We start from the raw sequence: 12,164 nt of genomic DNA, 5'->3' as shown, positions 1-12,164 counted from the left end.
TTTAGTTATTTCGGCATGGGCCTTTGCAGAGACACCGCAGCCAGTCAACGCGGTTCCCGTCCCATATGAAAGTCTGCTGTAAATTGTGCTCATTCGGGTCATAGCCTCACCTCCGGATATTTCGGATGGTGCTGTGTGTTGGAAGGGGATCAGGCTCGCGGGCTCTTATGTCAAAGGGTAGGTTAGGAGTGATTCCCGGAGCCTGATAATGAAAAAGGCCACCAGATGGTAGCCTTTATATGAAGTGAAAATGTTGTGTGTTAGTGCGAGAAACGGCGATATGACAGGGGTACTGATGCAATGCACCTTCGCGAATACCCCTGTCGTATCGCCGGAAAGCAAAAAGCCCCTAAAAGGGGCTTCTCACAGAATCAAATTTTTCGCTTCTCACCGCTGCCATCGTGGCGCAGCTTTGCTAAGCATATTTGAATTATCTAAGTTTATGGTTTGTTTTCAATATAAATATGAATAAACAGCACTTTTTGCTAAACACCCTTTCTTAATTCGCTCCGTGCCACTAAGAATGCCTTCGCCTGGAAAATCTGCAGACACCATTTGACTCGCAGTCTGGCATCGTCTGATGACAGCCAGGGAGCAAGTTGCTGTAATTCGCGGCTGATATCAGAGATTTTCTTTCTCGTGGTGTAATACCCGACACCAACAATGTAAACCGGATCAGTTTTGTCGAATGCCTGGAGCACGCATTGCTCTAAAAAATCAGCGTCATCCTCATTGATAGCGGTATCTATAATGCTGCGTGCTGGCTGCGGCCACAAAATATCATGGGCTCGTCTCATGACCATGGGACCACGACAACCTTCCTCTCTGGCTTGTTTAAGTGCCGCGGTAAATCTCTCAAGGGCTTTATCTGACCACCTGGCCCCCTTGAGGAATCGCCAACATGCATGACCTTTTGGCAGGCGTGGCGCCGTTCCACCTCGTACGTTGTCTCCCCACACAGATAGAAGAGATTTAATCCATGCAGACTGCGTACCCGTCAACAAAACAGATCTTCCCAGGTACCGCTTATGTGTAGCATTCGCGACTGTATTAAGCGCATTGTTGTGCTTGCGGCGTTGCTGCGGTGTCATTCCATTCTCCATACGTTTTAAGCTTTCGCAATTACGCCGATTGCCAGCGCCCGATCCAGAAAACGCAGCAACATCTCTAACTGAGTTCCGTGCTTCTGTTCGAATGCCGATACACCGGCGTGCAATTCGTCGTGACACTCTCTGCACAGAGGGATCACGAAGAGGTCGTGGGCTTTTGTTGCTGTACCGCCCATACCGTGCCCAACGATATGATGCGGGTCGTCTGCTGGCCGTCGGCAGCCTTCACAGAGCTGCGTTTTAACCCACTGGGTATACGGCTCATTCACCCAGCGGCGGCGCTTAGGCCGCAGCAGGAACGATTCCGGTGATTCTGGATCCGCTTTTAATGTCATAACCGGCTTCACCTGTTCAACCGGGATACGCGCCTTACTCTGTAAAATGCTGGTGGCGGGCAGCGCTGGCACAATGTCACTCTCCCGCATGACAGATTGATGTGGTTCCTCCGGCAATCGTAGCGCCCGCTGCGCCATCCCTTCGGTGATAGCATCAGCGATGCCAGACTGAACGGCCCACCAGCAAAGTTCAGCCAAAGAGAGAGAACGCTCTTTGTTGTAACCCAGCCCCGCCTGCACAATATCAATAATCCATTCGGCGACATTGCCCAGCGCAAGCGCCTGTAACTCTTCCGTCGTCTGCCCACGCAGTTTGTTATCGCAATGCCAGCACACCAACAGCGCGCCAGGCTGATGCCATAAGGTAGTTAATTCCGCATGATGGTAATCCGGATCCGGGTTCTGGCACTTTGTTACGCGCTGGCGCAGCCAATGTTCAAGCCCAGCCATTCCACCAGCAGCTGCAATAACCCGTTCATCAGTGAAGAAGGTGTTTAGCCGGGCATCATCCAGCAGCGGCTGGCGAGCATTGGGGATCCGGCCTGACGGAAACCGAGCCATGTTTTCTGGCTCACGTTCGACCAGCACCCGCCCAGATGCAAACAGGTGCATTAACTCCCGGCCAGGCTTGAACAGGACCACGCCGAGGCGCGGTACTATTTCAGGTGTGAGTAAGGCTCTCATCGTTATCACACCCTATCAATGGACCGTTTCGAGCAACTTCAGCAACTCTGCGAATTTTGATTCAAAGAAGTGCGGTTGTGTTTCACGAGGATTCGCAGGGCTGGTGATGTTTTTCCCGTACATACAGCCTTTGGCCGTCATAGACCAGAATCTTTTAACACCATTGGCCCCGCTCCGACTGCGGCGTTCTTTCTGTTCAACAACGCCAAGCTTCGCCAACTGCTGGTAAGCCTGATTGGCGGTCATTCTGACATTGTTGGCTTTCAGTAAAGCACTGAGGGATTGTGTTGGCCTGCTGGATCCATCAAGGGCACCAGCTGGCGCATCGATAGCATATGAGGGCATCAGATCCGGTAATCCGGCCACTTGCTGCAACTTCTGGTATGCGCCAAGTTTCGATGAGTTAGATAGATTAAGCATTCGAGCAGCAGATTCCAGGAGAATTACCCCGGCCTGAATACGGTCGGTATTCAATGTTGCTGCACCAGCAGAGTGAATCGCGTCAAACGTTCTAATTACTTTCAGATTAAACGCCGCACTGATCCACATAGCATAGGCATAAACTAACTCTTTGCAGACATAAGTCCCGGGATTACTGCCTCCACGAATGACCTCTACAGGTGCAAACGCCAAATCTGGCGTTAGCTCTGAAATCAATTCGGTAGCCATACCAGAACGGTACCAACGGTTTGGGCTGTGACGATCTTCTCCACCAGCTGCGCGGTGTAAATCGTTAAGACAAAAACGGCCATCGAAATCCTGGCGAACAGAAACGCCATCGATGACAAAGAATGAGTGATTTTTGGGCGTAGCAGTGCCCACAACATGATTATTGGTCATATTCTCTCCATACACTGATTGTTGCGAAGGGCCTGCACGCCCATTTCGCTTGCACTGTCCGACATTACTGCCATCACGCCAGTCATTCAACCCACAGTTGGACATATATTTTCCCCTTATTTGAATGGCGTAATGGTTATTTCTACCCGCCCTTTCGGCGTTATTGGCCCCCACTCCACCAGCATGCGCTTCACCTGGCTGTCGTCCTCCCAGACACCTGCATGCGTCAGCGCGTCAAATAGCGCTTTGTTGTAGTTGTCCAGATCACGGCGGCGCGCGTCCGGTGGGTACAGGGTGATTTCTACGGCAGCCAGCTCTGCTGACGGTTTAGGGAGGCGGCGAAGCTGCTCAATGATTGCCGCACACGCCGCGCTCTGGTATTTGCGACCGTCGGCGCTAACCATATGGCGACCGGCCAGCGGCCCCTTGTTAGGGGCGCGCCAGTAGGTGTTAACGCTTGGAGGGAATGGCAGTACAAGCGTCATGCCCTGCCCGGCATTGTTCTCTGGCTTTGGTTGAGCAATGGAGATCCCGCGGGAAACGCCGCGAGTGATAGTGATAGCCCCCTTTTTCTCCAGCGCGCGGAGGTGATCCGCCGCAGCGTTGGGAGAACTGCATCCCAGCAGCCCCGCCAGTTCGAAGTTAGTAGGTGGGAAACCATGCTCACGCTGGTATGCCACCAGAAGATCCAGAACGTGCTGCTGACGTGTGGTTAAAGTCATCATGCAGCGCTCCCCTCTAGCATGCCGCGCGCGACAGCAATAATTTCAATCGTGGGCATGCGCTCGAGCCAAAGTTGGTTAATGTGCGCTTTAAGTTCGTTTTGCTGCTGCGGTGCTAGGGCATTAGCGCCTTCAACCTGATCAAATACCAGACCAACCTCAAGCGGCCAGATGCGCGATTCTGTTCCCGGTAGTACCTGCGGCGCCGCGGCGTGTTCTTGCTTCTGTATTGGCTGCGCGGCTGGTGGCTGAGCTTTTCCCGCGGCAAAGGTGGCCAGCGCCATAGATGCACGCCCTTTTTCTTCCAGCGAGGTGCGGGGGATGTAGCTGAAACGCTCTCCGCGCCATGACTTATCGAATACAGCAATGGCAGCGCTGAACCCCGCAGATGATTCGGACGGCTGCCCCTCTTCTGGTCGGTACCACACAGGCAGATCGAAACTGATACGCCCACGAATAAAGGCGACATGATCCGCGTCTTCGGGCCACCACACTTCACCCGTTGCCGCTTTAATCAAAAAGACATAGCGCCCGCCCTGCTCCCGCATTGCCAGCGTGTGCGCAATGATGTGACGCATGCCGGTGATAGCTTGCTTTTCGTGGTACTGCGAGCGGCTGTATGGCGGGTTACCGTACCCGGCGCCGCCGAGTTCCTGCAGGCGTGCTGACCAGTCCTGCGTTAATGCGTTATCTTCCGCTGTGTACCAGGCTGGGCACTTCGAGTTATCGTCATCAGCAAACAGATCGAGAACTAACGGGCCGAACATGGCATTGATACCCCAAAACAGCAGGTCCGGAGTACGCCACTGATCGCCAACTTCCTTCAATTTGTGCGCGCTTTTGCTGCGCATTTCTGCCAGAGCCTGGCAGTAAGCATTCGTCATCATGAACGGAACCCCGTGTTCTCTGGCAGTGAATAATCAACTTTCTGGAAGCTTGCGCGGTTAGCTGGGCTGGTGGCCCATTTTCCGTTTACGCGTTCTGGACGCCCGGCAGCGGACCAGTTCGTCGCGCTCTGAAGATAGCCCGGAAAGTTTTTCGGGATAAACAAGGTCGCCGGGCGGAGATACTGCGCTTGATCGGTCTCGCGCCAGTCAGCAGTTTTGTAGTCCACCACCAGGCACAGATCCTCAACGGAGAAATTTTCGCGCAGACGGGCCCGGATGTTTTCCAGTGAGGAGCTACAGACCTGGTAGCGTGAACCGGTTGTCTGGTTCAAATGAGCCAGAACAATCTTGGCCTGATCAGTAATCACAACTTCCGGGTCTGGTTGCTCAGCAACCGGACAAGAAGGGTTTATGATCTGTTTGTGGTGATCTGAGTAATGATCTGTATAGAGAATAGATTCCGCGACTTCGCGGTTAGGGTTACGCGCTTCTGCATTTCCCGTTCCGCGATTCTGCGGAATAGGTTCCGCGACTTCGCGTTTCCCGTTCCGCGATTCTGCGGGAACCGGAGTTGAAGGGAAAAGAGCCTCAATTAACGCCTCTCCATTAATGCGGTAATGGGTCTTTTTAGTGCCGTTAACCTGCCTCTGGTCCTTCTCTACAATACCAGGCAGCCAGCGGTCACAAATCTTTTTCACCAGTCTCTGCACTTGGTCTTCAGTAACACCGTGAATCTCCGCCGCCATCTCTTTATGCTCTTTCCAAAACCAGCCATCGTTGAGGTCTGATTTACCGGACCAGAACACAAGCTGGTTCAGCACCGCGCCCAAAGCATGCGCCTGTTGATCACCGGAGAAAAAATCGAGGTACGGAACCGGAATAGTGATGCAATTCCTTTGCCCCGACAGCGATTGAACGATTTCAAATATCTGGCTCATGATCGTCCGTTATCTCCCTGAACTTTTTACGAAACAGTTCGAGTGGGCTGAAGCACTCGTGCGGGTAGCCATCGCGCAAGTAGATAACGCGTTGTGTTTCTGGCTCCCAGCGGATAACTCGGACTGGTATGCCGCGGTGGTCCCTGAACCGCCGGTTAAGTTCGCGCATAAGCGTTTTGCCATCCGGTAGTACACCCCCACAATTGAGACCGCCCGACTGTGGTTACACGGCACCCAGCGGTTTGATACTCTGCGTTCATACCGAAACAATGGAGCGCCCGGCACCGGGATCATCCTGAGTTGCGGTAAACGGTTAAAAGCCGTTAAACTGGTCATGCGGATTATTTCTCCATACACGAAGAGTTGTTCGCCAAGGCGCCCGGAGCTGCACACTCGCGGGCGTCACTCTTTTCAGCGACACAAAAAACTCGGTAAAGCAGCGTGACGTGCTCCTGGAACTTAGCGATCACCTGATAGCTGTTCTCTTCAATCTGTGCTCGTTCTTCTGCGTCAATTACCCCATCAGCAGTAGCTTTACGCACAAAAGCAGAATGGCGGCCGATCCACTCGATGGACTCCATCAGGCGCTGGTTAATGTCGGCGTTATCCACTTCATCAACGTCAGCTAACGGCACGAATACGCCTTGAGAATGACGCGCAACTGCATCAGCGATATGGTTTGAGCCACCAGCACGCTGTAGCACCATCGCCCAACCCAACGGGAAGATCTGATCCCCTTCGGTGCGCAGGCGGTTAAACAATGAGTTTTCTGTCGTTCCCAGCCATTCCGCCGCCTCGTCATATCCACCAGGCAGGTCGGTAATCGTCTTTTTAATCGCGGCCACCAGCCAGGCTGGCTGACGTTCGACTTTCCACATAGGTTCGTTACCCACTGTTGTCCCCTTCTATCTGTGGTTTCGTTTACGCTGCTGATTCGCTAGTTTTGTCATATGCCGTTGAGTCATAAACCAGCGCCCCATCGGTCTGTTTTTCAGCAAGCAAAGCGTATTGCCATGGGATGACATCCTTCCAAAGACTGACTGTTGACTTTGAAACTCCAAGCGCTTTCGCAGCAGCTGTCGCTGTGCCGAAATAGTTGATTAAATCTTGCTTTAACATGGCCCTCTCCAGAACAATTACGGTGGAGTTAAGTTTAATGTTTCAAACTAAAAATAGTCAAGAAATTAAACCCCTTTTTGTTTAATTCTTTAAACATGATTACCGAGACGATGAGCGACCGCATTGCGCGGCGCATGAAGACGCTAAAGCTCAAAAGTACCCACCTCATGGCGGCTACTGGAGCTTCTAAAGGCACTGTCAGCCAATGGGTTAACGGTGGAACCGAGCCGTCTGCAAAATACTTAAGCAAGCTTGCAGATGTTTTAGGGGTGAGCGAACGCTGGCTAACTGAAGGAGGTTTAATTGAAGAGACAATTGGCAACGCTCAGCCTGGTCCAGATCTCCGCCGCCGCGTTCCTTTGATTTCTTCCGTACAGGCAGGCCATTGGAAAGAAATGATTGAAGGTCATTGGGATGAAGTGACGCAGTGGATAGAAACAACAGCTAAAGTTTCACCTTACTCATTCTCTCTGCGAGTCTCGGGCGACTCTATGTCTGCGCCGTCAGGGAGCGGAATGTCTCTGCCTAACGGTTCAATTGTTATTGTTGATCCTGAAGTTGAGCCTGTTAACGGGCGTATTGTTGTGGCCCGTATCAATGGCACTAACGAAACAACAGTGAAAAAACTGGCGATAGATGGACCCAATATGTACCTGATGCCTCTTAACCCAGCCTTCCAGCCAATACCACTCGACTCGTCCTGTGAAATCGTCGGTGTGTGCGTACGCGTTGAAATGGATCTGCTTTAAACAAGCCTCAAACCTTCTAATTTAAAGACCAGCCCATAGCTGGTTTTTTTTCGTCCCAGCCTAATTTGTTTAATTGTTCAAACTAAAATCTTGACAGTTTTGTTTGAATCATTAAACTTAATTCCGTTAGCACTGAATACTCGCTGATGCCTTGTATCAACATTCTGGCGGCCCGTGTTTTCCCTTATGTCCACGGTCGCCGCCAGCTTTTTCAAGGCCCACAACATGAAAGCGCACTCCTTCTCTACCAGTTGTGGATGACAGGTGTGAAACAAAAACCGGAGTGCGCTTCCAGTTGTGATGTGTTCTAGCGAACTGCAGCGCCGGCCGACGCAAAGACCCGGAAATCGGCTGAGCAACAGGTACTGGTTGCCAATACCAAAACAGAGCGGCGGGAAGTAAGCGGGTTAGCGACCCGGTGTCACAACATTCAATCCCGATAAGCACCCTTGCGAGGATGTTTATCGGGACTGGAAGAGTTACCACTTGGAGACGGTCCTGATAAATGTCCTGGACAGTGGCGCTGACGACGGAGCGACAACCGAAGGTCGAATGCCCGACTGAAGGCAGTGACAGTTCGGAATTAGACGACCCTACGCGGCAATCAGAGGAAGCGCGCAGACAGCAGGGAAAGACCGCCAGACGTTCAACTGTGAAAACGGAGAGATGCCAGCTCCCTCGACGGCAGTGACGGCGGGAAGTAGACCGCTGACAGCTGGGAAAGACCAGCACACAACGATGAGGGCACTATCTGTGAATAAGCACACAAGCCAGTCAGCGCGTGATGCCCAACGATAGCTGTCAGAAGCATCATTTAGTGCTCTCTTCGTTGTGGTAATTGCGGCTATGCGCACGTGACGAGACCACCAGCTTATTCAACTTTAAAAATGAATATGTCTCTTGATTAGTGTTCGTCGCCGGGAATGGTCGCCCCGGCAGGTGGAGGCACCACCGCCACAACTTCGTGTATGGAGATAACTTACTGACGGTGGCAGCCGTCACAATGAGGTAACCATGAGTAATGATCGCATGACCGTAGTGCCCGATTTTCTGGGCGAACTGGATGCCGGCGTGTTCATGAACAAAATCGCCGCGGCGCTTAACAACACCGCGCTCGGCGTTCTGAACAACGGCAATAAGGGCAAAGTTACGCTTACCTTTGACTTTGAGCGCATGGGCAATTCCGTAGAAGAGAAGCGCGTCAAAATTAAGCACAAGCTTCAGTACGTCACCCCGACACCGCGCGGCAAGGCAACCGAAGAGGACACCACTGAAACCCCTATGTGGGTTAACAAAGGCGGCAAACTCACCATCCTGCAGGAAGATCAGGGGAACCTGTTTAGCCTCGGCGGTGAACCAGACGGAAAGCTGCGCGCGGCGAAGTAGGCCGCGATTGATTGACCACGTTTTAATTTTTCTACATCTACTTTTAAGGAATTGTTATGACCCAGCTTAATAGCGGCGCGATCCAGGACGTTCAGAAACTCATCCTCTCCGCTTACTCTTTGGATAAAGTCCGCGAGACCGCATGCCCGACAGCGCTTATCCCTGATGGTGTCAGCATTGAAAGCCTGGAGGATTTTGACCTCGAGCGCTATCGCTTCCGCGGCACGATGGAAACAACCAGCATTGACGACTTTGCCCGTTACTCCACCGGTTATTCCAGCGCTGAAACTCCGGCTCGTTGCTTCATTGATGCCGATAACATGCGCGCCCGTTCAATCTTTAACATCGGCACGCTGGCGAACCCAGGGCATGCCGATAACACCGCTCATATCGGCCTGAAAAAAACAGCGCCATTCCGCGCGTTGCTGGCGATTAACGGCGACCGACTGAACCAGAAGCAGATCGCCGAATGGCTGGAGGACTGGAAAGACTATCTGCTGGCATTCGATGCCGACGGCGACACCATGCAGATCACTCAGGCCGCCCAAGCCGTTCGCCGAGTCACCATCCAGCAGGCTACCCAATCAGATCACGAAGATGGCGATTTCACGGGTAAGAAATCGCTGATGCAAAGTATTGAAGCCAGCAGCAAAGACGTTATGCCGGTGGCGTTTGAGTTTAAGTGCGTTCCGTATGAAGGCCTGGGCGAACGCGCGTTTAGTCTGCGTAATAGCCTGCTCAAAAGCGGCGAGCCGTGTTTCGTTCTCCGTATCGTACAACTGGAAGCCCAGGAAGAAGCGATAGCCAACGAATTCCGCGATCTGCTGATCAGCAAATTCGACGGCAAGCCAGTAGAAACCTTTATCGGTAAATTCAGCGCGTAATTGCCCTGCCTTAATAGCCCTCCTCCGTGGGGGTTATTAGTGAAGCGTAATTCCGTTAATTATCGCCACCCGGCGAGGGATTCGTGCAACCAAAATCTGCGCGGTGCAGCGCGCCAATATGGAGAAAACAATGAGCTACATTCAGACATTATCCGGTAAAAAATTTAACTACCAGAACGCCACTATCGACGATATCGACATCGAAGATATCGCAACCGCCCTCTCCCACATTTGCCGCTTTGCCGGGCATCTGCCGGAGTTCTATAGCGTGGCCCAGCACTCTGTCCTTGTAAGCCAGATTGTCCCGCCAGAATTCGCCTTTGAAGCACTGATGCACGATGCAGCAGAGGCATATTGCCAGGATATCCCGGCACCGCTGAAAGCCCTGCTGCCAGATTATCGCCGTATCGAAACGCATGTTGATGGTCTGATCCGCTTCAAATACGACATCCCGCTTGAACAGGCGGCCGTCGTGAAATATGCAGATCTTGTCATGCCGGCGACCGAACGCCGCGATCTGGAAATCGACGACGGTTCGAAATGGGATAGCCTGGAAGGCATCCCTTGTTCTGACCTCATTCAGGTGATACCGCTCCGCCCTGGCCAGGCTTATGGCCTCTTCATGAACCGCTTTAATGAGCTGATGGAGAACCGCAAATGCGCCGCCTGAAAGTAAAAGAACTCGTGGCTGAAGCACATGCATCAGTTGCAGGACTGCCACCAGCACAAGGCCAGGTTATGCGTGAAGTGGCCTGCCGCCTTGATACAACATTCGTGGCACTGACTGAGGCTATGGATCAACTGGTGACAGCCAGAGCCGAATTAGAACAACTCCGACAAGGAGCCAAATCATGAATACCAAAATCGTAGCAATGCCAGTTGAACGCGACCAATACGGTTACTGGACTCACCCTCTTTACGAAGAGTTTTGCGATGGACGGGAGTCAATCTCCCCTGATGAGTTCAACGCCTGGCTTGTTAAGAACGGCCTCCAGTGGAAAGTAACGTACCGAGATGAGGGCGATATCGACCCTGAAGTTGATGGCTACGACATCTCAACCTGGCAGCCTGAAGCACCTGCCGGTGATGGTTGGTTTGTTGGGTCAATTCACGATACCGAAGATGGCGCTGTGTGCATCTGGTTACGCCAAGGAGCCGAGCATGAGTGAAGCGACAATTTTAGACATGTGCTGTGGCTCCCGCATGTTCTGGTTCGATAAGCAGGATGACCGCGCAATGTTCACCGACATTCGAGTTGAAGAGCATGAACTGTGTGACGGTCGCCGGCTGGTCATCAGCCCAGACCTGATTGCAGATTTTCGGGCGCTCCCGTTCGCCGATGGCATTTTCCCTGTTGTTGTGTTTGATCGGCCTCACCTTGAGCGCGTCGGTCAGACTGCGTGGATGGGTAAGAAATACGGGCGACTCAACAAAAAAACATGGCGTGCTGACATCCGCGCTGGTTTCAAAGAGGCGTTCCGCGTGTTGCGGCCACACGGCGTTCTTATCTTCAAATGGAACGAAACGCAGATCCCCGTCAGCCAGATTCTGGCGCTCACTGACGAGAAGCCAGCGATTGGCCAGCGGACTGGTAAGAACGATAAAACCCATTGGATTATTTTCGTCAAAGGCGGTGCAGCATGACAATCAACTTAACAGACCCAGCTAACCACCCGGCAAACGGACCTCTTACAGTTGAGCGCATTGAACGCGTTATCGAAGCGCTGGAGAGTTTTCTCCAGTATCGCAACGGCAGCACCTTGGACCATTTCATTGCTGATGCGGTGAAGGGGATGAGAGAGCTGCGGGAAGTTCGGAAAGCGAATGGTGAGCCGGCGATGTATTGCAGCGCAGAAACAATCGCAGCTGCAAAAGATGGTGAGCACCTATTGCGAACGCTATCGTCACCATCTGGTGAGTGCGTCATTCCGTTGTACACCGCCCCGCCAGCGCCGGTAGTTTCAGGTGAATACGGAGACGCTTATCAGGGTGCGCGTGAAGATTTGGCAATCTGGAAGCGTCGTGCACTGGAAGCGGAAAAAGAGGTTCAACGCCTCAGTGACATTAATGACTACCTCGTCAAAGAGGCGCAGGGTGAAACGCGCATGGGTGAGCCTGTAATCCGTGAGCCAGCGCAGGTGGTGCATAATGCAGACCCATCATTAAACGCCATGATGCGCGCGCTTGATGTGTTCTATGCTGATGATGACGTGCCAGAACGTGCGATGCTGGCAGCGTTCAAAATCCTTCTGGCTGATGTTCGCAGCCAGGTGCAGACAGAACCAGCCACAGACAACACCGCGCAGCAGTTCGAAGCGTTGGCAAAAGGTGACGCACAATGAACGATATCACCGCACTGATGGCGACCATGAAAGCGGCAGCAGAGAAGGCTACCGAAGCACATGAGCGACTTAGCGCTATGCCGTCAGATGGGCTATTCGATGCCTCGCTTGCAGAAAATGCACAACTTGAATCTGACATTACTGCGCTTATCGCCCATAACGACGCGTC

17 protein-coding genes and 2 pseudogenes are annotated in these 12,164 nt (G+C 52.6%); 8 read left to right on the top strand and 11 right to left on the bottom strand.

Annotated features, from left to right (window positions below):
* From RDN66_RS05055 to RDN66_RS05005, 11 genes and pseudogenes are all read right to left on the bottom strand, one after another.
* Nucleotides 1-102, bottom strand: a pseudogene (locus tag RDN66_RS05055) (holin); the annotation flags it as partial.
* Nucleotides 103-485: 383 nt separating this feature from the next.
* Nucleotides 486-1,091, bottom strand: a complete 606-nt coding sequence (locus RDN66_RS05050) for a hypothetical protein (protein ID WP_308537620.1) — start codon at nucleotides 1,089-1,091, stop codon at nucleotides 486-488.
* 17 nt (nucleotides 1,092-1,108) lie between these two features.
* The gene (locus RDN66_RS05045; protein ID WP_308537619.1) at nucleotides 1,109-2,128 is read right to left on the bottom strand and encodes a DUF968 domain-containing protein; all 1,020 of its coding nucleotides are present in this window, start codon (nucleotides 2,126-2,128) and stop codon (nucleotides 1,109-1,111) included.
* A gap of 15 nt (nucleotides 2,129-2,143) precedes the next feature.
* Nucleotides 2,144-2,968, bottom strand: coding sequence for a KilA-N domain-containing protein (locus RDN66_RS05040; protein ID WP_308537618.1), 825 nt, complete (start codon nucleotides 2,966-2,968; stop codon nucleotides 2,144-2,146).
* Nucleotides 2,969-3,084: 116 nt separating this feature from the next.
* The gene (locus tag RDN66_RS05035; protein ID WP_223883307.1) at nucleotides 3,085-3,453 is read right to left on the bottom strand and encodes a RusA family crossover junction endodeoxyribonuclease; all 369 of its coding nucleotides are present in this window, start codon (nucleotides 3,451-3,453) and stop codon (nucleotides 3,085-3,087) included.
* Nucleotides 3,454-3,558: 105 nt separating this feature from the next.
* Nucleotides 3,559-3,690, bottom strand: a pseudogene (locus RDN66_RS05030) (SOS-response repressor and protease LexA); the annotation flags it as partial.
* Nucleotides 3,690-4,574, bottom strand: a complete 885-nt coding sequence (locus RDN66_RS05025) for a phage N-6-adenine-methyltransferase (protein WP_308537621.1) — start codon at nucleotides 4,572-4,574, stop codon at nucleotides 3,690-3,692. The gene RDN66_RS05025 and the pseudogene RDN66_RS05030, both read right to left, overlap by 1 nt.
* Entirely contained in the window at nucleotides 4,574-5,515 is a 942-nt protein-coding gene (locus RDN66_RS05020; protein WP_308537617.1) for a conserved phage C-terminal domain-containing protein, read from the bottom strand. Before RDN66_RS05020 ends, RDN66_RS05025 begins: the two co-directional genes overlap by 1 nt.
* Complete coding sequence (locus tag RDN66_RS05015) at nucleotides 5,499-5,684, bottom strand: DUF4222 domain-containing protein (protein WP_308537616.1); 186 nt, start codon at nucleotides 5,682-5,684, stop codon at nucleotides 5,499-5,501. The genes RDN66_RS05020 and RDN66_RS05015 overlap by 17 nt, the downstream gene beginning before the upstream one ends.
* 172 nt (nucleotides 5,685-5,856) lie before the next feature.
* A complete protein-coding gene (locus RDN66_RS05010) occupies nucleotides 5,857-6,408 on the bottom strand; it encodes a YmfL family putative regulatory protein (protein WP_308537615.1) in 552 nt (183 codons plus the stop codon).
* Between the two features lie 28 nt (nucleotides 6,409-6,436).
* Nucleotides 6,437-6,634, bottom strand: a complete 198-nt coding sequence (locus RDN66_RS05005; protein ID WP_308537614.1) for a Cro/CI family transcriptional regulator — start codon at nucleotides 6,632-6,634, stop codon at nucleotides 6,437-6,439.
* A gap of 110 nt (nucleotides 6,635-6,744) precedes the next feature.
* Between RDN66_RS05005 and RDN66_RS05000 the strand changes: the two genes are divergently transcribed.
* From RDN66_RS05000 to RDN66_RS04965, 8 genes are all read left to right on the top strand, one after another.
* The gene (locus RDN66_RS05000; protein WP_270502698.1) at nucleotides 6,745-7,383 is read left to right on the top strand and encodes a LexA family transcriptional regulator; all 639 of its coding nucleotides are present in this window, start codon (nucleotides 6,745-6,747) and stop codon (nucleotides 7,381-7,383) included.
* Nucleotides 7,384-8,397: 1,014 nt separating this feature from the next.
* Nucleotides 8,398-8,769, top strand: coding sequence for a hypothetical protein (locus tag RDN66_RS04995; RefSeq protein WP_185669439.1), 372 nt, complete (start codon nucleotides 8,398-8,400; stop codon nucleotides 8,767-8,769).
* Between the two features lie 56 nt (nucleotides 8,770-8,825).
* The gene (locus tag RDN66_RS04990; protein ID WP_308537612.1) at nucleotides 8,826-9,653 is read left to right on the top strand and encodes a DUF2303 family protein; all 828 of its coding nucleotides are present in this window, start codon (nucleotides 8,826-8,828) and stop codon (nucleotides 9,651-9,653) included.
* 130 nt (nucleotides 9,654-9,783) lie between these two features.
* Nucleotides 9,784-10,323, top strand: a complete 540-nt coding sequence (locus tag RDN66_RS04985; RefSeq protein WP_308537611.1) for an HD family hydrolase — start codon at nucleotides 9,784-9,786, stop codon at nucleotides 10,321-10,323.
* Complete coding sequence (locus RDN66_RS04980) at nucleotides 10,311-10,508, top strand: hypothetical protein (protein ID WP_308537609.1); 198 nt, start codon at nucleotides 10,311-10,313, stop codon at nucleotides 10,506-10,508. Before RDN66_RS04985 ends, RDN66_RS04980 begins: the two co-directional genes overlap by 13 nt.
* Nucleotides 10,505-10,822 carry a hypothetical protein gene (locus tag RDN66_RS04975; RefSeq protein ID WP_308537608.1) on the top strand — a complete coding sequence of 106 codons (318 nt, stop codon included), beginning with the start codon at nucleotides 10,505-10,507 and terminating at the stop codon, nucleotides 10,820-10,822. Before RDN66_RS04980 ends, RDN66_RS04975 begins: the two co-directional genes overlap by 4 nt.
* Nucleotides 10,815-11,297, top strand: a complete 483-nt coding sequence (locus RDN66_RS04970; protein ID WP_308537607.1) for a class I SAM-dependent methyltransferase — start codon at nucleotides 10,815-10,817, stop codon at nucleotides 11,295-11,297. The genes RDN66_RS04975 and RDN66_RS04970 overlap by 8 nt, the downstream gene beginning before the upstream one ends.
* On the top strand, nucleotides 11,294-11,995 hold the full coding sequence (locus RDN66_RS04965) for a hypothetical protein (RefSeq protein ID WP_308537606.1): 702 nt from the start codon (nucleotides 11,294-11,296) through the stop codon (nucleotides 11,993-11,995). Before RDN66_RS04970 ends, RDN66_RS04965 begins: the two co-directional genes overlap by 4 nt.
* Nucleotides 11,996-12,164: the final 169 nt, after the last annotated feature.

Source organism: uncultured Kluyvera sp. (assembly GCF_902485085.1).
Taxonomy (GTDB): domain Bacteria; phylum Pseudomonadota; class Gammaproteobacteria; order Enterobacterales; family Enterobacteriaceae; genus Kluyvera; species Kluyvera ascorbata.
Note: the sequence above shows the minus strand (reverse complement) of the source record. Positions and strands in the feature narration are given on the sequence as shown.